16 protein-coding genes are annotated in these 21,270 nt (G+C 68.1%); 12 read left to right on the forward strand and 4 right to left on the reverse strand.

Features of this window, described 5'->3' with window-relative positions:
• Window positions 1-50 precede the first annotated feature (50 nt).
• Both ACZ7OU_RS49835 and ACZ7OU_RS49840 read left to right on the forward strand, forming a co-directional pair.
• Window positions 51-386 carry an ArsR/SmtB family transcription factor gene (locus tag ACZ7OU_RS49835; RefSeq protein WP_470245594.1) on the forward strand — a complete coding sequence of 112 codons (336 nt, stop codon included), beginning with the start codon at window positions 51-53 and terminating at the stop codon, window positions 384-386.
• Window positions 383-841: an SRPBCC family protein gene (locus ACZ7OU_RS49840; protein ID WP_470260713.1), complete on the forward strand. Its 459-nt coding sequence runs from the start codon at window positions 383-385 to the stop codon at window positions 839-841. Before ACZ7OU_RS49835 ends, ACZ7OU_RS49840 begins: the two co-directional genes overlap by 4 nt.
• Before the next feature lie 659 nt (window positions 842-1,500).
• On the opposite strand, the gene ACZ7OU_RS49845 is transcribed toward ACZ7OU_RS49840, so the two are convergent.
• Genes ACZ7OU_RS49845 through ACZ7OU_RS49855 form a run of 3 tightly spaced genes read right to left on the reverse strand, consistent with a single transcriptional unit; the run spans window position 1,501 to window position 3,637 of the window.
• A complete protein-coding gene (locus ACZ7OU_RS49845; RefSeq protein WP_470245596.1) occupies window positions 1,501-1,935 on the reverse strand; it encodes a VOC family protein in 435 nt (144 codons plus the stop codon).
• A 23-nt stretch (window positions 1,936-1,958) separates the two neighbouring features.
• Window positions 1,959-2,546, reverse strand: a complete 588-nt coding sequence (locus ACZ7OU_RS49850; protein WP_470245597.1) for a CE1759 family FMN reductase — start codon at window positions 2,544-2,546, stop codon at window positions 1,959-1,961.
• Window positions 2,543-3,637 (reverse strand): LLM class flavin-dependent oxidoreductase, encoded by a 1,095-nt coding sequence (locus ACZ7OU_RS49855; protein WP_470260714.1) that lies wholly within the window; start codon window positions 3,635-3,637, stop codon window positions 2,543-2,545. Before ACZ7OU_RS49855 ends, ACZ7OU_RS49850 begins: the two co-directional genes overlap by 4 nt.
• Window positions 3,638-3,744: 107 nt before the next feature.
• Here ACZ7OU_RS49855 and ACZ7OU_RS49860 point away from each other — a divergent pair, with 107 nt between their 5' ends.
• The 3 genes from ACZ7OU_RS49860 to ACZ7OU_RS49870 all read left to right on the forward strand — a co-directional run bounded on the left by ACZ7OU_RS49860 (window position 3,745) and on the right by ACZ7OU_RS49870 (window position 9,772).
• A complete protein-coding gene (locus tag ACZ7OU_RS49860) occupies window positions 3,745-5,073 on the forward strand; it encodes a phospholipase D-like domain-containing protein (protein WP_470260715.1) in 1,329 nt (442 codons plus the stop codon).
• 136 nt (window positions 5,074-5,209) lie between these two features.
• Complete coding sequence (locus ACZ7OU_RS49865) at window positions 5,210-7,261, forward strand: DNA gyrase/topoisomerase IV subunit B (protein WP_470245600.1); 2,052 nt, start codon at window positions 5,210-5,212, stop codon at window positions 7,259-7,261.
• A 27-nt stretch (window positions 7,262-7,288) separates the two neighbouring features.
• A complete protein-coding gene (locus tag ACZ7OU_RS49870) occupies window positions 7,289-9,772 on the forward strand; it encodes a DNA gyrase/topoisomerase IV subunit A (RefSeq protein ID WP_470260716.1) in 2,484 nt (827 codons plus the stop codon).
• 52 nt (window positions 9,773-9,824) lie between these two features.
• On the opposite strand, the gene ACZ7OU_RS49875 is transcribed toward ACZ7OU_RS49870, so the two are convergent.
• Window positions 9,825-10,187 (reverse strand): hypothetical protein, encoded by a 363-nt coding sequence (locus tag ACZ7OU_RS49875; protein ID WP_470260717.1) that lies wholly within the window; start codon window positions 10,185-10,187, stop codon window positions 9,825-9,827.
• A gap of 81 nt (window positions 10,188-10,268) precedes the next feature.
• Here ACZ7OU_RS49875 and ACZ7OU_RS49880 point away from each other — a divergent pair, with 81 nt between their 5' ends.
• The 7 genes from ACZ7OU_RS49880 (at window position 10,269) to ACZ7OU_RS49910 (ending at window position 21,268) form a co-directional block, all read left to right on the forward strand.
• Window positions 10,269-14,624 (forward strand): hypothetical protein, encoded by a 4,356-nt coding sequence (locus tag ACZ7OU_RS49880; RefSeq protein ID WP_470260718.1) that lies wholly within the window; start codon window positions 10,269-10,271, stop codon window positions 14,622-14,624.
• Window positions 14,625-14,693: 69 nt separating this feature from the next.
• Window positions 14,694-15,416 (forward strand): Crp/Fnr family transcriptional regulator, encoded by a 723-nt coding sequence (locus ACZ7OU_RS49885; protein WP_470260719.1) that lies wholly within the window; start codon window positions 14,694-14,696, stop codon window positions 15,414-15,416.
• 63 nt (window positions 15,417-15,479) lie between these two features.
• Window positions 15,480-16,172 carry a Crp/Fnr family transcriptional regulator gene (locus tag ACZ7OU_RS49890; RefSeq protein WP_470260789.1) on the forward strand — a complete coding sequence of 231 codons (693 nt, stop codon included), beginning with the start codon at window positions 15,480-15,482 and terminating at the stop codon, window positions 16,170-16,172.
• 141 nt (window positions 16,173-16,313) lie between these two features.
• Entirely contained in the window at window positions 16,314-17,822 is a 1,509-nt protein-coding gene (locus ACZ7OU_RS49895; protein WP_470260720.1) for a hypothetical protein, read from the forward strand.
• Window positions 17,823-18,040: 218 nt separating this feature from the next.
• Window positions 18,041-19,768, forward strand: coding sequence for a hypothetical protein (locus ACZ7OU_RS49900; RefSeq protein ID WP_470260721.1), 1,728 nt, complete (start codon window positions 18,041-18,043; stop codon window positions 19,766-19,768).
• Between the two features lies 1 nt (window position 19,769).
• Complete coding sequence (locus ACZ7OU_RS49905; RefSeq protein ID WP_470260722.1) at window positions 19,770-20,018, forward strand: hypothetical protein; 249 nt, start codon at window positions 19,770-19,772, stop codon at window positions 20,016-20,018.
• The gene (locus ACZ7OU_RS49910; RefSeq protein ID WP_470260723.1) at window positions 20,015-21,268 is read left to right on the forward strand and encodes a CHAT domain-containing protein; all 1,254 of its coding nucleotides are present in this window, start codon (window positions 20,015-20,017) and stop codon (window positions 21,266-21,268) included. The genes ACZ7OU_RS49905 and ACZ7OU_RS49910 overlap by 4 nt, the downstream gene beginning before the upstream one ends.
• Window positions 21,269-21,270: the final 2 nt, after the last annotated feature.

A 21,270-nucleotide genomic window follows, 5' to 3' on the forward strand; every position in this document is an offset into this window, starting at 1 on the left:
AGCCCACCTATAGTCAACACATCGGTTGATAAACAGATTGGTTGATAAAGATGACGGTTGACGAGGAGGCGCTGGACCGGGCGTTCACCGCCCTCGGCGACCCGGTCCGCCGGGCGCTGGTCGCGCGGCTGTCCCGCGGCGAAGCGACGGTCAACGAGCTGGCCGAGCCCTTCGCGATCACGAAGCAGGCGGTGTCCCGGCACATCCAGGTGCTGGAGCAGGCCGGCCTGATCACGCGCAGCCGCGACGGGCAGCGCCGGCCGTGCCACCTCGTGCCGGCCGCCCTCGAAGCCCTCACCGGCTGGATCGACACGTACCGGCTGGCCACCGAACGCAGCTACCGGCGGCTCGACGCCGTCCTGGACACCCTGGAGGAAACGCCATGAGCACCACGATCACCGCCCAGCCGGGAACGCCGTTCATCGAGATCACCCGCGAGTTCGCGGCCCCGCCGGCCGCGGTCCTGCGCGCCCACACCGACCCGGAGCTGATCGTGAGGTGGCTGGGCCCGCACGGCATGGAGATGGAGCTCGTCGAGTTCGACGCCCGCTCCGGCGGTGCGTACGACTACATCCACCGCGACGAGCGCGGCGAGTACCGCTTCCGCGGCGTCTACCACACGGTGGGGCCCGACCGGATCATCCAGACGTTCGAGTTCCTGGGCGCACCGGGAGAAGTCACGCTCGAATCGATGACGTTGACCGCCGTCGACGGCCGCACCCGCATGGTGGCGCATTCGGTGTTCCCCTCGGTGGAGGCACGCGACGCGGCGCTGGAGAGCGGGATGAGCCGCGGCATCACGGAGTCGTTCGAGCGGCTCGACAAGGTACTGGCGGACTGAGATGGCCACCGTCGTCGCGAGTTTCTGCATGTCATTGGACGGGTTCGTCGCGCGCCCCGACGATTCGGTCGGGCCACTGTTCGACTGGTACACCGCGGGAGACGTGGAGGTGCCGATGGTCGGCTACCCGATCACGTTCCGCGTTTCACCTTCGAGCGCGGACTACTTGCGGTCCTTAATGGACACGGCCCGAGACGGCGCGTTCGTCTGCGGGCGGCGGGTGTTCGACTACACCCAGGGCTGGGGAGGCCGGCCGCCTGGCGGAGGTGCGGCTTTCGTCGTCACGCATCGGCCGCCGCCGTCGGACTGGCCTGCTTCTCAGCTGGAGCCGTTCACGTTTGTCTCTTCGGTGTCGCAGGCGGTCTCGCTGGCCAAGGCTGCCGGTGATGGGTTTGTCGGTGTGTCCGGGCCGAATATTGCTCAGCAGTGCTTGAACCTCGGGCTTCTCGATGAGGTTCGGGTTGATCTTGTGCCTGTTTTTCTCGGGTCGGGGGTTCGGTACTTTTCTTCCCTGGACACGGATGCGTCGCTTGAGCGGGTTGAAGTTGTTGCCGGGGAGGGGGTTACCCACTTGCGTTATCGGGTTCGGTACCCGGGAGACCGAACCGGCCGCTTCGACGACGAAACCGGCGCCAGAGCGCCACAACCGCGAGCACCCCTCAGTCGAGGCAGAACTCGTTCCCCTCGACGTCCTGCATCACAATGCAAGACTCATTGAACCCATCAGCGAGCAGCACCTCGACAAGCACGGCACCCAACCCGATCAACCGATCCCGCTCAGCCTCAAGCGCGGCCAACCGCTCGTCACCCACCAGCCCGGTACCCACCCGCACATCCAAATGCACCCGGTTCTTCACAACCTTGCCTTCCGGCACCCGCTGGAAGAACAACCGCGGCCCCACCCCGGACGGGTCACCACAGGCAAACGCCGCCCCCCGACGCTCCAGCGGAAGCGACCGGTCGAAGTCAGCCCAGGTGGCGAACCCCTCCGGAGGTGGCGGCACCACGTACCCCAGCACCTCGCACCAGAACCGAGCCACCCGCTCGGGTTCCGCGCAGTCGAACGTGATCTGGACCTGCCTGATCGACCCCATCACCCCACCCTAGTGGCTCCCGATCACTCCCCCGCGCCCGCCAGCAGCTGGTCGAAAGGCACGAAATCCGTCACGGCCGCCACCGCGGGCCGTCCCGCGGCCAGGGAAGCCAGCTCCGCCCCCGCCTTCTCGATCCGTCGCTGCAGCGCGCCCTCTCCGCTCCCCCAGTCCGACGAAGCCGCGTACACCCCCGTCGCCACCGGGTCCGCCTTCAAATAACCGAACAACGGCCGCAGCTGGTAGTCCAGGACCAGCGAGTGGCGCTCGGTTCCGCCCGTCGCGCCCAGCAGGACCGGCTTGCCCACCAGCGAGTCCGCGTCCAGCACGTCGAAGAACGACTTGAACAGCCCGCTGTACCCGGCCGTGAACACCGGCGTCACCACGATGAGCGCGTCCGCTTCCACCACCGTCGCGATCGCCGACCGCAGCGCCGGGCTCGGAAACCCCGTCAGCAGGTTCTTCGTCACGTCCAGGGCGATGTCGCGCAGCTCCACCACCGAAACCGACACCGGCGAATCGGACGCCGCCACCGTCGCCGCGGCCAGGCGGTCGGCCAGCAGCCGGGTCGACGACGGGACCGACAGCCCCGCCGTCACCACCGCGAGCTTCATGCCGACACCGCCTCGGAAGCCGAAGCCGACGCAACCAGCGAAGCGTGCGTAGGCGCGTCCGGCACGTGCGCCGGCCGCATCGAGTCCAGCTCCTTGCGCAGCACCGGGACCACCTCGGAACCCAGCAGGTCGAGCTGCTCCAGCACCGTCTTCAGCGGCAGGCCCGCGTGGTCCATCAGGAACAGCTGGCGCTGGTAGTCACCGAAGTGCTCGCGGAACGTCAGCGTCTTGTCGATGACCTCCTGCGGGCTCCCCACGGTCAGCGGCGTCTGGTCGGTGAACTCCTCCAGCGACGGCCCGTGGCCGTACACCGGCGCGTTGTCGAAGTACGGGCGGAACTCGTTCCACGCGTCCTGGGACTTGGGCCGGATGAACGCCTGCCCGCCGAGCCCGACGATCGCCTGGTCCGCCGTTCCGTGGCCGTAGTGCTCGAAGCGCTGGCGGTAGAACGCGATCAGCTGCTGGAAGTGCGACGTCGGCCAGAAGATGTGGTTGGCGAAGAAGCCGTCGCCGTAGAACGCGGCCTGCTCGGCGATCTCCGGGCTGCGGATCGACCCGTGCCACACGAACGGCGGGACGTCGTCCAGCGGCCGCGGCGTGGACGTGAAGCCCTGCAGCGGCGTGCGGAACTTGCCTTCCCAGTCGACGACGTCCTCGCGCCACAGCCGGCGCAGCAGCGCGTACTTCTCGATCGCCAGCGGGATGCCCTGGCGGATGTCCTCGCCGAACCACGGGTAGACCGGGCCGGTGTTGCCGCGGCCCATCATGAGGTCGACGCGGCCGTCGGCGAGGTGCTGCAGCATCGCGAAGTCCTCGGCGATCTTCACCGGGTCGTTCGTGGTGATGAGCGTCGTCGACGTCGACAGGATGATCTTCGACGTCCGCGCCGCGATGTGCCCCAGCATCGTCGTGGGCGACGACGGCACGAACGGCGGGTTGTGGTGTTCGCCGGTCGCGAAGACGTCGAGCCCGACCTCCTCCGCCTTCAGCGCGATCCGGACCATCGCCTTGATCCGCTCGTGCTCCGTGGGGGTGGTGCCGGTGGTGGGATCGGCCGTGACGTCGCCCACCGAGAAGATTCCGAACTGCATGACGTGCTCCCTTCGCGACCCTCATCTTACATGCGCGTTCAACTACTTCCAAGCAAGAGATATTCCGGCCGTCAAAGCCGTAGGGGGCACCAAGTAAGGTCTGGGACATGGACGCGGAGCTCGGTCGGCTGGGTCTGGCAGAACGTTCGGTACGACTACTCACGGGCCGCGACATCTGGGGCTCGATCACCCCACTGCTCGCGCCTCGCCGGAACCTGGTGGCCGCCTTCGGCCACGTCGGTCCCGGTGCGGCTGCCCTGTTGCCGTTGGAACCCGGCGACACGGTGATCACGGACGCGAGCCTGGACACCGTGCTGTCCGGTGCGACGAGCCCGCACGCCCTGCTGCACTGGGTGAAGGCGGGCGTGATCGTGCACTCGCTGCGCGGGCTGAACGCGAAGCTGGTGATCGCCGAGGACGACCCGTCGTTCGTGGTCGTCGGCTCGGCGGACGTCACCGCCGCCGGTCCGCGGCAGCTGTTCGAGGCGGTGACGGTCTCCCACGAGAAGCACACCGTCGAGGAGGCCCAGGAGGCCTGGCTCGAGTGGTGCGACCTGGCGGGCCCCGCGCTGACGGCGAGCGACCTGGAGCCGCTCCTGGAGCAGTACGGCGCCGGCAAGCCGGTGACCGCGCAGCGCCCCGCCGCCCCCGCCCGTTCCACTCCGCCCGCCCGGCCCGTCGTCACGAGCCGCCCGGCGACCCCCGTCCGGCCCGCCGCCGCGACGCCGGCGCCGTCGCCCGTCCGCCCCGCCCCGCCCGCTCCGGCGCCGTCCCCGGTCCGGCCCGCTCCGACACCGCCGCCGGAGCCCGCGCCGGTCGCCGAGGTCGCGCCGCCGCCCGCCCCGGTGGAGACGCCGGCCCCGGAACCGGTTGCGACAGCAGCCGTCGTGACCGAGCCGGAAACCGGCGACACGCCGGAGACGCAGACCGACGTACCTCGCCCCTCCTGGCCGCGCCCGGCCGAGCTGTACCTCGTCAGCCTCGTCGAGGGCGGCGAGCCGTCGGCGGAGGCCGAGTACCGGCTCGAAGAGCTGGCGCGCGAGTACACCCATCCCGGCGAAAACGGCGAACAGCCGTTCCGCGTCGAGCTGTTCTGGGCCGACGACGGCCAGGGCCAGGACCCGCCGCGCACGCTGCGCGCCGGCGTGCACGTGATCCGCGTCTACAGCCAGAAGCAGGGCCGGGCCCTGGTCGGGTCGCGGATCGAGGCCCCCGGTCTCGTGCTGCAGGCCCACACCGACGAGTTCGCCTACCCGCGCCGCACCTACTGCTACATCCTGACCCGGGAGTCGTCCGCGCGGCCGGCGTTCGGCGAGCTCCGCAAGGGCCTCGCGACGATCGGCGAAAAGCCGAACTTCCGGAACAGCTTCCAGGTCCCGCGGAAGATCGAAGCCCTGCTCGGCCTGTGGCCCGACCTGGGCTACGACCCCAAGTAGCGAGCGGCGCGCGCCACTCCGGAGCAGGGAGCGCGCGGAAGTTGTCGGGGTGGGCGGATATCCTGCAGTACGGTGCAGGCCGAGTCCGCACCACCACCAGCACTTTTCGCGAGCCACGATCCGGGAGAACGACCCTGTGACTGCCGAGACCTTGTACGGGGCCGACGACCTGACCCATCTCGAAGGTCTCGAGGCCGTCCGCAAACGCCCCGGGATGTACATCGGCTCCACCGACAGCCGGGGCATCAACCACCTCTTCTCCGAGGTGGTCGACAACTCGACGGACGAGGGTGTCGCCGGCCACGCGACGCGCGTCGTCGTCACCCTGCACGCCGACGGCAGCGTCCAGGTGGACGACGACGGCCGCGGCATCCCCACCGGCACCCACGCGAAGTCCGGTTTGTCCGGCGTGGAGCTGGTGCTGACCCGGCTGCACGCCGGTGGCAAGTTCGGCGGCTCCGGCTACAAGACCTCAGGCGGCCTGCACGGCGTCGGCGCTTCGGCGGTCAACGCGCTGTCGCACCGCTTCGACGTCACGGTGAAGCAGGACGGCAAGGTCCACCAGATGTCGTTCAAGCACGGCGTCCCCGGCACCTTCGACGCGCCCGGCCCGAAGGCGAAGTTCACCCGCCGCTCCGGGCTGAACCTCGTCGGCAAGATGAAGCGCGGCGAACGCGGCGGCACGTCGATCCGCTACTGGTACGACTCGCGCTACTTCGAGTCCGGCGCGGCGCTGGACGTCGAGGGCGTGCGGGCCAAGCTGCGCAACACCGCGTTCCTCGTCCCGGGTGTCACGTACGTGCTGCGCACCGCGATCGAAGACACCATCAACGAAGAGACCTTCCACTTCCCGCACGGTCTCGCCGACATGGTCGACTTCCTCGCCCCGTCGGGCGAAAAGCCGGTCTGCGGCACGCTGCTGATCACCGGCGAGGGCACGTACAAGGAGAACGCGGCGGACGCGGCGGGCGTCATGCAGTCCAATGTGGAGCGCCGGGCCGAGGTCGAGGTGGCGCTGCGCTGGGGCACCGGCTACGAGCGCACGGTGGAGTGCTTCACCAACACGATCCGCAACGTCCACGGCGGCACGCACCGCCGCGGCTTCGACCGCGCGATGGCGAAGGCGTTGCAGGACGCGATCTCCAAGACCCGCGGGCTGCTCAAGCCCAAGGAGGACATGCCGACGATCGAGGACGTCCTCGAGGGCATGACCGCGGTCATCCACGTCCGGCTGCCGGAGCCGCAGTTCACGTCGCAGACGAAGGACGAGCTGTCCACCGCCGGCATCACCCGCGTCCTCCAGGGCATCGTCGACAAGCACGTCAAGGCCTGGACCGAGGACCGCAAGACGAAGTCCGAGGCCAAGGTCGTGCTGCAGAAGGTGGTCGACGCCTCCCGCGTCCGGCTCACCCAGAAGCAGCAGAAGGACGCGGCCCGGCGCAAGACCGCGCTCGAGGGCGCGGCGATGCCGCCGAAGCTGGTCGACTGCCGCACCACCGGCGTCTCCCGCAGCGAGCTGTTCCTGGTCGAGGGTGACAGCGCGCTCGGGTCGGCGCGCATGGCGCGCGTGTCGGAGTACCAGGCGCTGCTGCCGCTGCGCGGCAAGATCCTGAACGTGCAGAAGGCGTCGCTGGGCGACACGCTGAAGAACGCCGAGATCGCGTCGATCGTGCAGGTCCTCGGCGCAGGCACCGGGCGCACGTTCGACCTGACGACCATGCGCTACGGCCGCGTCATCCTGATGGCGGACGCGGACGTCGACGGCTCGCACATCCGGACCCTGCTGATCACGCTGTTCGCGAAGTACATGCGCCCGGTGATCGAGGACGGCCGGCTGTACGCGGCGATGCCGCCGTTGCACAAGCTCGTCACCAAGGGCCGCAACCCGGAGACGCACTTCACCTTCACGCAGCAGGAGATGGAGTCGAAGTTCGCCGAGCTGGAGCGGGCGGGCAAGAGCATCGTCACGCCGGTGCCGCGGTTCAAGGGCCTCGGCGAGATGGACGCCGACGAGCTGTGGGACACCACGATGAACCCGGCCAGCCGCTCGGTCCGCCGGATCACCATGGACGACGCCGAGGCCGCCGAGGGCGCGCTGGAACTGCTGATGGGTGAGAAGGTCGAGCCCCGGCGGAACTGGCTGGTCGCCTCTTCGGACCGGATCGACCGCGACGCCATCGACGCTTAAATTTCGCAGCTACCAAGGAGTTCAGCCGTGGCACGCCGCAAGGGCACCACCACCAAGGTCGATCCCAGCGCGTTCGACTCCGCCGGGGCGAACGTCTTCGACAACTCGCTGAAGACCGAGATCGAAGACAGCTACCTGGAGTACGCGTACTCGGTCATCCACTCGCGCGCCCTGCCGGACGCGCGGGACGGGTTGAAGCCGGTGCACCGCCGGATCCTGTACTCGATGAACGAGAACGGCTACCGCCCGACGCACGCGTACGTGAAGTCGTCGCGCGTGGTCGGCGACGTGATGGGCAAGTACCACCCGCACGGTGACGTCGCGATCTACGACGCGATGGTGCGGCTGGCACAGGACTTCTCGCTGAACGTCCCGCTCATCGACGGCCACGGCAACTTCGGCTCGCCCGACGACGGCCCGGCCGCGTCGCGGTACACCGAAGCGCGCATGTCGCCCGAGGCGATGCAGCTGGTCGGCGAGCTCGGCGAGGACACCGTCGACTTCCGCCCGAACTACGACGGTTCGCTCGAAGAGCCGACCGTGCTGCCGGCGGCGTTCCCGAACCTGCTGGTCAACGGCACTTCCGGGATCGCGGTCGGGATGGCGACCAACATGATCCCGCACAACCTCGGCGAGGTCGTGGCGGCCGCGCGGTGGCTGATCACGCACCCCACCGCGACGCTCGACAAGCTGATGGAGTTCGTCCCCGGCCCCGACCTGCCGACCGGCGGCAGCCTGCTGGGCCTCGACGAGGTGCGCCGCGCGTACGAGACCGGCCGCGGCGTGGTCCGGATGCGCGCGAACTGCGAGACCGGGCCCCTCGAGGGCAGCCGCGGGCGGCAGGCGATCACCGTCACCGAGCTGCCCTACGGCGTCGGCCCTGAGAAGGTGATCGAGAAGATCACCGACGAGGTCAACAAGTCCAAGCGGCTCACCGGCATCGCCGACGTCAAGGACCTCACCGACCGCGAGAACGGCACCCGGCTGGTCATCGAGTGCAAGGTCGGCGTCAACCCGCAGGCCCTGCTCGCGGACCTGTACCGGCTGACGCCGCTGGAGCAGTCGTTCGGCATCAACAACCTGGTGCTCGTCGACGGCCAGCCGCAGACGCTGGGGCTGAAGGAGCTGCTGGAGGTCTTCCTCCGGCACCGCTACGAGGTCGTCACGCGGCGCACGAAGTACCGGCGCCGCAAGCGCGAGGAGCGGCTGCACCTGGTCGACGGCCTGCTGGTCGCGCTGCTGAACATCGACAAGGTGATCAAGCTCATCCGCGAGAGCGAGAACGCGCAGGCCGCCAAGGACGGCTTGATGACGCGCTTCAAGCTGTCGGAGATCCAGGCGACGTACATCCTCGACACCCCGCTGCGCCGGCTGACCAAGTACGACCGCCTCGAGCTGGAGTCGGAGCAGGAGCGGCTGCGCGAGGAGATCGCCGAGCTGACCAAGATCCTCGACGACGAGTCGGTGCTGAAGAAGCTGGTCTCGGCGGAGCTGGCGAAGATCGCGAAGGACTTCCCGACCGAGCGCCGCACGTCGCTGATCGACGGTGACCTGAAGGAGGTCCTGGCCGCGTCGAAGCCGTCCGGGCCGCTGGAGGTCACCGACGACCCGTGTCAGGTGATCCTGTCGGCGACCGGGCTGGTGGCGCGCACCGCGGCGGAGTCCGAGGAGTCGACGGAGACGCGCCGGCGCAACGGCCGCGTGAAGCACGACGCCGTCGCGGCGGTGGTCCACACGACCGCGCGCGGGCAGGTGCTGCTGGTGACGAGCCGCGGCCGGGCGTTCAAGACGGACGTGCTGCCGTTGCCGGTGCTGCCGGAGCAGGCGGGCACGGTCTCGCTGCGCGGCGGCATGGCGGCGCGCGAGCTGGTGCCGTTGGAGAAGGGCGAGACGGTCGTCGGGATCGCGCCGCTGGGCGAGCAGGCGGCGAGTTCGCCGGGCCTGGCGCTGGGCACGAAGGCCGGCGTGGTGAAGATCTGTTCGCCGGAGTGGCCGGTCCGTTCGGACGAGTTCGAAGTGATCTCGCTGAAGGACGGCGACGAGGTCGTCGGCGCGACGTGGCTGAAGGACGGCTCGGAGACGCTGGCGTTCGTGTCCTCGGAGGCGGCGCTGCTGAAGTACGCGGCCTCACTGGTCCGCCCGCAGGGCCTGAAGGGCGGCGGCATGGCGGGCATCAACGTGGGCGCGGGCACGGTGGTGTTCTTCGGAGCGATCCGCACGGACGACGACGAGCACGGCGAACCCCTGGTCATCACATCGTCCGGCCAGAGCGTGAAGGTAACGCCGTTCAGCGAGTACCCGGCAAAGGGCCGCGCGACGGGCGGAGTCAGGGCCCAGCGCTTCCTGAAGGGCGAGTCGGCCCTGCGAGTGGCCTGGATCGGCCCCCGCCCAGCGGGCGCGGCCCGCAACGGAGACCCGGTGGAGCTCCCGGAGATCGACGTCCGCCGAGACGGTTCGGGCCACGCGCACCCAGGCCCGGACGTGGTAGGCCACCTCATCGAGCGCGACTGACTGAGACCGGTGCCGGCGTTGTCCCGTGCGGGGCCGCTCCGGCACCGGTCGTTCAGGTTTCTTCGGGCATGGGAACGCCAAACAGTGGACAGCCGGGCAGTTCTCCCGGCGCCGCTCGCACCACCCGGTCGCAGAGCGCACGAGGACATCGGTGCGTTCTCGTCAGGCCGTATGCCACGAACAGGTCGTCGTCGACGATGCCGTGGCGGACCGTCTGGTTCTCCTCCGCCGCGGTGAGCCGGACTACTTCCGCCTCGAACGCCTGCCAGCCGCCGAGGGTGTCGTTACCCGCGCGCGTCTGCGCGAGCAGTGTGTCGAAATCTCGGCGCAGTCCGTACCAGTCGGCGTCGCCGACGATGCGCCGAAATCGGGTGCACAGATCAGTCCACCTGGTACGACGTGCGTTCTCCGACATACGACCTCCGGTGTTTCCGCCGGTGACAGGACCTCGGTAGAGTGTCAGCCTACGCATGGACGCCTCGCCGGGGAGGTTCAGGTGGCCCACGTCGAGATTCTTACGCAGGACGGTAAATTGCCGCCCGATTGGAACGGCATGGTCCGGCACGCGCTGCAGCGAATCAGCGACTCCGAATCAGGCTGGCAGGGGCCGGTCGAAACCATCGAGATCACTCGCGTGATCGAGGGCGGCCGGAGCGACGCCGTTGTCCTCGAAATCGTCCTCCGTGCCGGTGGAGAATCCCGGCAACGCGTCGTGAAGATCGGCCCGGCAGACGAAATGGCCGCCGAGTACGCCAACTACAGCCGTTTCCTGCCCGGATACCCGGCCACTGTGTGCGCACCCGTCGTGGGAGCGACCCCGGGGGCGGTGGACGCCGCCGCGGCGCGTGAGGGTGAAGTCGAAGCGGTGGTGTATACGCACGTCGCCGACTACGCGGGCCGGCCGCACACGCCCGCACCCACGCTCGAAGACCTCGTCCGGCAGGCCTTCGACGACCCGACCACCGTGCCGGAAGTCAGGTACATGATCGGCGAGCTGTTCAGAAACATGGCCACCCCGTTCCACAACCGGCTGAAGCTGCGCGAAGCATTGTCCCTGCGGGATCTGAATCCGTCACTGGGCCCGGATCTCGTGCTCAAAGCCGCACCGGTGCAGGAAAAGCCCATCTATGCGGAGGACGTGCTCGACGGCTCTCTCGGCTCACGCGAATTCCGTCCCGGGCGGGAACTGCGCGTAGCGACTTCCGGCAGTCCCGAGATCCGGATCGAAGTGCGCGGCGGCCATCCCGGCGACGAACCCGCCGGCCATGTGCTGCGGAGTCGATTCACCGATCAGCGCAACAAACTCGACGGTGCGTTCGCAACCCTCGAGCGAGCGGAGAAGTCGGTCGTCGCGGACGGGGTGCGGACCGCCGATCCGGCCGCCGGACTCCGGGCCTCCCTGACGGATCGGCGCTTCGGCCGGGTTCGCGGCGTGGTGCACGGGGATCTCAACGCGCGCAACGTGATGTGCGTCGATCGTCGGCCGATGGTGATCGATTTTGCCCGGACGGCCGACGACCAGCCGATCCTCTCGGACGCGGCCTGGCTGGAGATCAGCCTCCTGCGCGACGTCTTCGCTACGCTGCCGTACGCGGACCTCGTTCGGCTGCAGCGCCTTCTCGCGCTCGCCACGCGGATCAGGCCACTGGTCAACGAGGTCGCCAAGCTCGAGACGACCTTGGACGACCTCCTCACCGGACCGGCGCTCGTGGTCTTCCGGATCCTCCACGAGGTACGGGTCAGTGCCCAGCGGGCGTTCCCCGTCTCCGACGCCTGGCTCGACTACCTGGCTCAGCTGCACGTGTCGGCCTACCGCACGGTCAAGTGGGACGGGCAAAACGACGCCGAGCTGCGCGCGGTGCACGCGGCCGCCGCGGTGGCCGCCGAATGGCTCACCGACGAAGGACCATTCACCCATTGGGACGAACTACCAGAGCTCCTGCGACGGCTCTCGCCGATCATGGATCTCACCCACCCGGATGCGGTGACGGTGGTGACCGGTCTGCTGACCGCCGTGGACGCGCGGCACCCGGGTGTCGAAGCGCCCGGAGTCGACGAACTGAGGGACCGGTTCGTCCGGGCGCGATATGTCGACCGGGCACGAGAGCTGGTCGTCGAGCTGTCCCGCGAGCACAGCGCGTTCCACGAGACAGGTGCCATCTCCCGACATGACGTCTCGGCCGTACTGGCCGGCGGCCCCGGCGCCGGGAAGTCCCGGCTTCTCCGCGAACTGGCCTACCGGAGCGCGATCGACATCGCCGGCCCCGGACCACTGACGAGCCCACTGCGGCTGCCACTTCTGATGACCGCCGCCGACCTTCTGCCGGGCTTCGTGCCACTGTCGCAAGAAGCACTCGTGCTCGGCGCACCCCACATCCTGCTCGACGGACTGGACGAGGTGTCCGCCGAAGACCGCACTCGAATCGCCGCGTGGTCCCGTGAACTGCTGGCCCGCTACCCGCGAGTCCGCCTGACAGCGGCGGCACGCAACGGCGCATGGGCCGCCGACGCGTTCGCGATTCCGATGATCGAACTGGAACTCTGGGACAGCGAGGAAGTCAACTGGTACCTCAGGGGTCGCGGTTTCCCGGAGTCGATGACAAACGAGCTGGAACAGGAAATCGTCGACGTCCACCGCACCGACGGCGGAGCGTCGCCCGGATTCGTCACCATGATCGCCGAAGCCGCATTGAAAGCGAGGCGGCTGCTGCCGATCGGTGACTCGTACGAAAAGTACTTTGTCGGAGACATCACCGAAGACACCGTGAAATCGCTGGTTCCGCTCGCCGCGGCCGCGGTCGATACCTTGGCGCCCGTGCGATCCGACGCCGATGTCACCACCCTTGTGGACCACGGGATCCTCGAGGTCGTCGGAGAAGGCGTACGGTTCGTGAGATTGGCTGTACGTGACTTCTTCGCCGCACAGGCGCTCTTGGCAGGCGGCGACTTCGTCCGGCAGCGCGCACGCGCGTTCGCTTGGCGGGAAATCTGTCTGCTCGCGGCGAAGCTGCCGAACATCCCCGACGCGGTGGTGGACCTGATGGTCAGCAGTGTCGGTACAGCCGATCCGCGCTTCGCGGCGCGGTTGCTCTCCTTCCGGCCGAGCGCAGCGCTCGCCCACCTCCCAGCTTGGACGGCTGTGCTGAGCGACGAGGCAGCAGGTCCGTACGCGCACCGAGCCGCGGCGGAGGCCCTGCTCCTCACCGGCATTTCGCCGGCTCTCCAGAGTCTCGGCACTGTTCTCCTGGACCGGGGTACTCCCGTGTCGACTCAGGTCGAGATCTTCGCAGCAGTCGAGCAGGAGTTCATCCGGCGCCGCGCCGACCTGGCGTTCAAACCCTGGCTTCGCCACGTTCTCGGCGCGGTGCTGACCGGTGACTACGCCCCTGACACGCAGATCGCGGCGATCGAGGTGATCGACATGGGCGATGTCCAGGGGCTGGAAGTTCTCCTGGCGGACCTGCTCATGTCCGGTGAACCGCGGGTCGCCGGCGTCGCCGACGAGTTGTTGGCCGCGTTCGGTGTGGTAGTTCCGAAAAGCATGGAGACGGTCCGGGCCACCCTTGTCTCGAGCCGCCTCGAACGGCTCGAGAAACTCCTTCCGACGTTGTCCGGCAGCGCCGAGATCCGAGCTGCCGGCGAACTGCGACTCAGGCTGCTCGAGCGAGTGAAATCCGGGCCACAGCTGCTGCGCAGGCGGTTCTCCTACGGCGTCGGGTACTCCGTCGCCGACCTTCTCACCGGGGTACCGCTCGAGAAGCCACCAGCGGCTTCGGCGTCCCGATTGGCGGATCTTCCGGCGGACGACGCCGCGGCGGTGGCCCACCGAATACTTTCGACGGACCACGGATCGGATGAAGACCGGGAAGCGCTGGTTCTTTCCGCTCAGGTGGACTCCCCGTTGCACCTCTTGCTGATCGCCGCCGAGGCGGTCACTTCGCCTGGCGGGATGGAGCACGCGGCCGATCTGGTCACGGCTCTGGCCGAGGTCGTGACGGCGGATCGGATCGAAGGCCTGGCCGCCCTCTCCCACGCCGTCACGAAGTACGACAGTCGTCGTGGGTTCGCCGTGAGGTGGCACGCGACCCGGGTGCTTCGCGACCGCGATCTCGCGGCGCGCCGGCATTGGCCTTGGATCACGATGATGGCTCACAGCAGACCCGCACCTGCGCTCCTCGGCAGTTTCCTGGTAGAGCGGATCGACGGCGCCATCGAGGAACTGGCTCACTACGCGCCGACCTGGGACGGCCAGTACCAGCGAGTGCAGCTCAGCGCCGCCGCACAGCATTTCGTGCTCGAGAACCATCGCGACGACGACGTCGAATGGGCACTCGCGGCAGCGGCTGCCGGGCTCGCCGAAGCAGTTTCCTCCGTACTGGAGGTCGCCGGGAAGCGCGAACTCGCTACCGTCACGGAAACAGTTTCGACCGGCCGTTATGGAATCGTTGAAATGGCGCCACACGCCCGACTTCTCGCCGCGCTGGGCGGACTCGCCCGCGAGACCGGTCAAGTCACCCAGGCACACCGCCTGCTCGAAGAATTCGACACCTCGGATCTGCATTCGAGCGTCGAAGTCGGACGGCTGACCGGGCTGGCGTTTCTCGGCGACTGCGAGCCGCTGTTCCGGGCCGTACCCGGCGACGGCGGCCCCCTGGACCAGGCATCCCGCCAGGCGATCCGCTGGTGGTTGCCTGGCCCGAGAAGCCCGGCCGGGTTCCGCGAACCGGGGGACGTCGCGGCGGTCCTGTTGGAGCTGTCAACCGAAGCTGGAACAACGCCAAGCCGCCGGTCCCTGCTCGAAGAAATGATCAACAAACTCGAACAATCGCATGGGTCACTTTTAGCCCGCTGATGGAAAATTGGGCCGAACGGGTTGTAACACTGACACCTTTTCGGGCGAGCCTAGTGAGGTGAAACAGGCATGCTCGGCACGGAAGAGGTGAGATCGCCTGTGGCCGCCAGCGATCGGATACTGCCGGACCAGGGACTGTTCACCGCACTGTCCCCTTCGACCGTTTCCGGGCTGCTCCGGATCGGTGCCGGGCGTGTCTTCCAGCCCGGTGACGTGCTGGTTCGCGAAGGGGAGTCGACAACCTACGTCGTCCTCCTGCTTACCGGCTGCGCGAAGGTCACCGCGACGACCGCTGACGGAGGTCGGGCCCTGCTAGCGGTCCGCGGCGGCGGGGAGCTGGTCGGCGAGCTTTCCGGACTTGACGGACAACCCCGCTCGGCCACCGTCACCGCGGTCGGGGAACTGACCACGCGGGTGGTGGGCCGAGCCGAGTTCGAAAACTTCCTCTTCCGTCATCCGGACGCGGCAATGGCCGTCAACCGGATGGTGGCTGCCAAGTTGCGGTGGTCGACAGAGCGCCGCATCGACTTCAGCGGATACGACGTGGCAGTGCGCTTGGCCCGGATCCTCGTCACACTCGTCTCGTCCTACGGCGGGCTCACGTCCCGCGGCTGGGAGATCGGCTTCCCCCTCACCCAGCCCGAGCTCGCGGAGCTGATCGGTGCCGCCGAGCCGACCGTGCACAAGTCACTCACCGAACTGCGCCGCCGGAAGGTGCTGGACACGGGGTACCGACGTATGACGATCATCGATCTGCCCGCGTTGCGCATCGCGGCCGGACTGGCAACCTGAAACACCGAATCCCGTGCCAGCACGGGGTTCGGTGACGCCGGACACGGCACAGTGCGGTCGGTGATGGGCGAGAAGTGGCCGCGCTATTCCCTGCTCGGCAGGCTCGGCAAGCGGACGCGGGAGACGTTGCTCGGGCTCGGCACGCCGGTGGGCTACGAGGCACACCAGCGCATAATCCGCCAGGGCGACTCCGCGCGGCACACCCTGCTCGTCCTCAGCGGTCTGCTCAAGATCGTGGTCGATACCGAGCGGGGCCGCGACGTCGTGCTCGCGGTCCGCGGTCCGGGCGACCTGCTCGGCGAGATGGCGACCCTCGAACGGCGACCGCGGTCGGCACATGTGATCACCTGCGTCCCGGTCGAGGGAAGGATCATCCACAGCCCGGACCTGAACGACTTCCTCGAGCACAACACGGAAGCGTGCCTGGCCATGGCCAGGGTGCTGAGCGAACGGCTGCGCGGCTCCGACCGCCGGGGCATCGACGTCATGGTGTGCCCGGCTCCGGTGAGAGTCGCCAGGACACTTTTGGAGGTCACGCGGCGCTGGGGTGAAACCGGTGCGGCGGGCAAGGTCGGCATCCCCCTTTCACAGAAGGACATCGCCTCCCTGGCCGGCACGGGACTGAGCTCGGTGGAGAAGGCGTTCAAGCTTCTCGAAGAGGCGGGCGCGCTCGATCGCCGCTACCGGCAGGTCTTCGTCACCGACTTGAGCTGTCTGCGTCGATTCGGCGAACTTCCTGACGAAATCCCGTACTAGTACGGGGTCGGCGGTCGCGTTCTGTCACAGAGTGAGGGCCGTCATCCCCGTGCCACCGCCGTTCGAAGGACTTCTCCGCATCTGGGTGCGGGCCTTCTGGCCGACGTCGTTGGGCACGAACCGCGCTGAAAGGGTTTCTCGATGCCGACTCCCCGGGACAGGGTCCAGCAGGTGCGCAAGGCCGTCGGTGGACTCGGCAGGCGCCGAGCCGGGCCGGAGTCGGGCGAGGACGTTTTCGCCCGCGCCTACCCCGAAACCGTGCGGGTGACCGAGCGCTACCACTACGAGCAGGAGATCTCCCGGAACTCCTCCACCCGGCGCAGCAGGACGCCGACGGGCGAAATCGAGATCGTCGTGCCGTTCGACGGCGCCGACCACTTCACGCGCCAAGCGTGCGACGACGTCGCGACCGCGATGCAGCGCCGACCCTCGGACGAGCCGGCCACCGCGCTGATCGGGCACATGCTGTTCGCCGGTCACCAGCAGAGCGATCTGGGCGAGCAGCTGGGCCTAGACGACACCTACGGCGCGCTTCCCATCCGCGTCCCGATCACCGGCGAAGGCGGCCCGAGCAAGATCGACGAGCTGAGCGGCGACCGGCTCGCCTGCGTGATCAGCCACGACTACGCACCGAAACCCGGGCTCCTCGAAGTGGTTCCGATCGACGTCGAAGTCGGGCTGCTGGACCCGGACACCGTGGGCGACGCCGACGAGCTGCCGCGGAGCCGACAAGGCGAGATGGACTTTTCGAAGCTGAGCCAGCAACCGAACTTCGAGTCGTTCCTCTGCTTGGTGGTCCAGGTAAGGCTGGTGCTGCCGTGGAAAGAAGACCGGGAGCCGCCGAACCCGGTGATCGACCGGGTTGCACTCGATTGGCCGTCCATCACATCCCTGCGCGCGCTCACACTGCACAGCAACGGGAACGAGATTCCGATCACCTACAACCCGGTCGAGCGCAGCATCGAATGGCGCGACGTGCCGCTGCACGCCAAACCACCCACCAAGGGACGGGAAGACGAGCTCGAATATCTCAGCGCACCGATGGTGCTGGTCATCGAGCAGCCCGGTGAGCTCTACCAGCAGGTAAGCCTGGACGGCCGCGTCGAGGTGAAGATCCCGGACTACCTGCTCTCGGGCATGCGCACCAGGCTGTTCGACGGGTCCGGGCGCAAGACCGAGCGCAGCGGACACGAAGAGGTCAGCTGGGTCAGCTCGCGCATCCACCTCATCCTCGATGACGCGTTCGCGAAGCGCACTCTGCGGCCGCACCAGCACTTGTACTTCGACGAGATCATCCCGGAGGACGCGCGCATCGCGGACATCGAAAACGCCCTGCGCACCAGGGGATTCACCATTAGGTTACAAAGTTCCTCGGACAACGGGACGAAACGTCAGTGGGTGCGCCGAGCAGAGCGCTCGGAAGGACCGGAGAAGCTGGTGCTCACGGTGTACGTCGAAGGCACCCGGCATGAAACCGAGCGGCAGATCCAGCGCGGCGGGCAGACCTTCACGACCACGTTCCCGAGCGGCGAGCTCAGGTTGTTCATGTACGGCGCTCTGCCACGGACGAGCAGGACGATCACCCGCGAGATGAACGCGCTGCACGCCGTCCTCCGGGATCGCTTCGCCCGCATCCGAGCCTCGCACTGACCCAGCACGAGAGGACTGAAATGTCTGTCAAGATCCGGGCCCGCGCCCCCCAAGCCCGGTGCCATCGTTGCGGATCGTCGAAGATCGCGGCGTTGTGCCACCACTGCGGCCGCCCGCTGTGCCCAGAACACCGCTCGGGACCGATCGTCACCAGCGAGTTCGACGGTCTGGGCTTCCAAAAAGCCGAACCGCGGCACTGCGACACCCACGAACACGTAGTGAAACCACCGATCCGCAAGTTCGTCTACGTCGCGGGCGGAGTGGCCGTCCTGGGTATCCTGCTGATGTTCGCCTCGGTGGTGACCGGACTGGTCCTGCTTCTGCTCGGCGTCGCCGGCGGGACGCTCGCCTGGTTCGAAGATCACCGGCGGACCGTCGCGGCGTTCGAGAACCGGCCCAAAGTGCCGCTCGTGCCGAGCATCGACTCCGTCCGGGTGCGCGAAGTCGTGCAGGGCAGGCTCGTGCTGGACGAACACGGGACCTACCACAGTTCCGTGACACCGGTCGAAGGTGCCATCACCCTGGGCATGACCTTCGGCCGCCCGGATCAGGACCGGCTCCGGGACTACCGCGCGAAGTACCGGCTCGGCCCCGAACAGGACGTCGAGTTCTCGGCCGGGTACGCGGTGCTGCTCGGACGGGCCGGTCTCGAGTTCACCGACCGGGCCCTCACTCCACCGGTGCTGCCGTTGCACGGTCTGGTCCACGAACACCGGTTCCTGTCCGCACCCGAGAGTCGGACCGGCGCCAAGTGGCAGCTCGACCTGGCTCATCGGCTCACCAGTGCACCCGAGGTTGACGCGATCCCACTCTGGCTGACCCCATCGCTGGTGCCCGAGTCGGACCAGCGGGCACTTCAGTTGGACCTGCAGTGGCTGGGCAGCTGGCCGTCTGACGACGCAAGCCTCGAGGCCGACAAGGTCGAGCGGTTGACTCTGCACGTCCCGGTGTCCTGGGGGAACGTCGAGTTCGTCTCCGACAGCCCGATGGTCGGCAGTCAGGCGGATCCCGAGACCGGCGGACGGCTGATCGAGTGGAAGCAGCTACCGCTGGGGGCCTTGACCGACCACCGGTTGACCCTGTCGGTCCGGTTCGAAGACCGGATCCGGCTGACCGACGTGATCACCGGCTCTCTCGTGGTCTCGTTCAAGGGAGCGCTTTCCGGCTTGGAAGGCGTCAAGTTCTACCACCCGATGGGCGGCCCCCGGACCAGCCGGTACGAAAGCGAGGTGAAGACGGAGGTCACCGCCGACCTCTCACTGAGCCTGAACGGCGTGCGGTACCAGGACGTGCGCGTCGTGCCCGACCACAAGAAGGACGACCCCACGGCGTGCCCGGAGAGCCATGAGTTCCCCGGCGTCATCCCGGACCACGAGACGTTGATCGCGCTGACGGACGCGATGAGCGAAAGCGGCTACTACGTCAAATGGGTCATCGGGCATTCACCGCGCAGCGGCGATCGGGAGAACGCGCTCAACCGGGCGTGGGACGTCGGCGGGCGACTGTACGAAGGTGTCTTCCCGGTCGATTTCTACGTCGGGCTGACCGGCGAAGAAGTTTACGGCGGAGACATTCATGCCGAAGCGGGCGACAGCAAGGTGCGGCTGTCGGTCAAAGGCGCGTTCGCAAGCAAGGAGATGGAAGACCGCATCGAGTCCGTCTGGCACGGGCTGAACGACATCGTGGGCGAGACGCTCAAAGCACGGACGAAGCCCGGGGCGAACGGCCGGAACCACGACGGAGCACACCGGCCGAAGCACGCCGGGGCGAAGACCGACGAGCGCGCGGGCTCGTTCGAGGACCTGCGCCGTCGCCGGAGCGATCTCCAGACTGCTGTGCTGGAGGGGCGGATCTCGGAACAGCTCTTCCGGGAGCTAGACGGCCAAGTGGAACGCGAACTGGCCGAGCTGAACCGGGCGGACGACCGGTGGAATGGGGAGGACTGAAATGGCCTGGGAGTGCAGCGACTGCAACGCTCGTGAGGACGAGAAGGAAAAGGTGATCGTCGACGCGGTCTGCCACCACTGCGGCAAGCCGCTCTGCCGAGACCACCAGGTGATCGTGGGACAGGACGAGGCGTTCGCCTCGGGCGCGACCGGGGAGTCTGCACCGCAGGACCGCTCCGCCGTGCACTGCGAGAGCTGCCGCCGGACCCACCACTCTCGGGCCACCCTGCTCGAAGGACTACCGACGTGATCACAGCCGACCTGCTCGCCGGGGACCTGACCGTCGGCAAGCCTGCGGACCTGACCCTCCGGCTGACCAACGAGGGTGAGCACCTCTGCACGAACATAGTCTTCACGCTCCGGCTACCGCCTCAGGTCACAGCGGTGCGAGGCAACCGCGCGGTGGAGGTGGCGCGGTTGGAGCCCGGGGAAAGCTTCAGCACGCTCGTCCGCGTCCGCCCGATGAAGGTCGGCTGGTGGACGGCCGGCAGCGCCAACTTCTCCTTCCGCGATCACCGTGGCGCGGCGTTCCGCGTTTCCGACTTCAGCGCACCGCTGGCGGTAGTCGCGCAGAAAGCGGAGGTCAAAGGGCCGCCACCGAGTTTCGAAATCGCGTTGTCGACGCCAGTGCTGGCACACCGTGAATGGGACACCCTGCGCGGTTACGTGACCAACACCGGCGAAGCCCCGATCAGGTGGGGCAGGCTGACCCTGCAGGGCCCGTTCGAGGTCGACCCCAACGGCGTCGTCGCCGACCTCGGCCACCTGCGGCCGGGCGAAAACGAGGCTTTCGCGTTCCACGTGCTGACGCGGGAAACCGGCCGCGAGGTGCCGGTGCACGTGAGCGCGCTGTGCGTCGACGAGTTTGCGCAGCGCGTGGAGACCGCGCGGAAGCTGACTGTGCAGGTAGGGCACAGGGCGAGTCCCGACTCCGGACAGGTGCGGATCCTCTACCTGTCGGCGAACCCCACTGACAGTGATCAGCTCAGACTGGCCGCGGAGGTGCGAGACATCAAGGAAGCGCTGCGGCGGGGCGCGCAGCGCGACCGCTTCGCCCTCGCCGAGCAAGGAGCGCTGCGGGCCAGGGACCTGACCCAGGCGCTGCTCGACTTCTCTCCGCGCATCGTCCACCTGTCCGGGCACGGGGCCGAAGACGGCAGGTTCGTCGCCGAAGCCGATGACGGCAGGCAACGCGTGCTGTCCACGGCCGGGATTGCTGCCTTGTTCGCAGAGGTGTCCGACACGGTCGAATGCGTCATCGTCAACGCCTGCTACAGCGAAGCGCTCGCTCAGGCACTGTCGGAGCACATCAACTACGTGATCGGGATGCGCAGCTGGATCGGCGACCGGTCGGCGATGGACTTCAGTGTGGCTTTTTATATGGCGCTGGTCGCCGGGCGCGCGATCGAGCCCGCTTACCGGGTCGGCCGGGCAACGATGATGACCGGGGAGAGCCACGGTCGTGGCGGTGAGGTGCCGGTGCTGTTTCGCCGGCCCTGACC

The sequence above is a fragment of the Amycolatopsis sp. NPDC114505 genome (genome assembly GCF_055633615.1).

What these genes read in the sequence shown, in the direction of transcription:
- ACZ7OU_RS49835 (WP_470245594.1), top strand. Translation starts at nt 51, where the DNA reads ATGACGGTTGACGAGGAGGCGCTGGACCGGGCGTTCACCGCCCTCGGC.
- ACZ7OU_RS49840 (WP_470260713.1), top strand. Translation starts at nt 383, where the DNA reads ATGAGCACCACGATCACCGCCCAGCCGGGAACGCCGTTCATCGAGATC.
- ACZ7OU_RS49845 (WP_470245596.1), bottom strand. Translation starts at nt 1,935, where the DNA reads ATGGGGTCGATCAGGCAGGTCCAGATCACGTTCGACTGCGCGGAACCC.
- ACZ7OU_RS49850 (WP_470245597.1), bottom strand. Translation starts at nt 2,546, where the DNA reads ATGAAGCTCGCGGTGGTGACGGCGGGGCTGTCGGTCCCGTCGTCGACC.
- ACZ7OU_RS49855 (WP_470260714.1), bottom strand. Translation starts at nt 3,637, where the DNA reads ATGCAGTTCGGAATCTTCTCGGTGGGCGACGTCACGGCCGATCCCACC.
- ACZ7OU_RS49860 (WP_470260715.1), top strand. Translation starts at nt 3,745, where the DNA reads ATGGACGCGGAGCTCGGTCGGCTGGGTCTGGCAGAACGTTCGGTACGA.
- ACZ7OU_RS49875 (WP_470260717.1), bottom strand. Translation starts at nt 10,187, where the DNA reads ATGTCGGAGAACGCACGTCGTACCAGGTGGACTGATCTGTGCACCCGA.
- ACZ7OU_RS49885 (WP_470260719.1), top strand. Translation starts at nt 14,694, where the DNA reads ATGCTCGGCACGGAAGAGGTGAGATCGCCTGTGGCCGCCAGCGATCGG.
- ACZ7OU_RS49890 (WP_470260789.1), top strand. Translation starts at nt 15,480, where the DNA reads ATGGGCGAGAAGTGGCCGCGCTATTCCCTGCTCGGCAGGCTCGGCAAG.
- ACZ7OU_RS49895 (WP_470260720.1), top strand. Translation starts at nt 16,314, where the DNA reads ATGCCGACTCCCCGGGACAGGGTCCAGCAGGTGCGCAAGGCCGTCGGT.
- ACZ7OU_RS49905 (WP_470260722.1), top strand. Translation starts at nt 19,770, where the DNA reads ATGGCCTGGGAGTGCAGCGACTGCAACGCTCGTGAGGACGAGAAGGAA.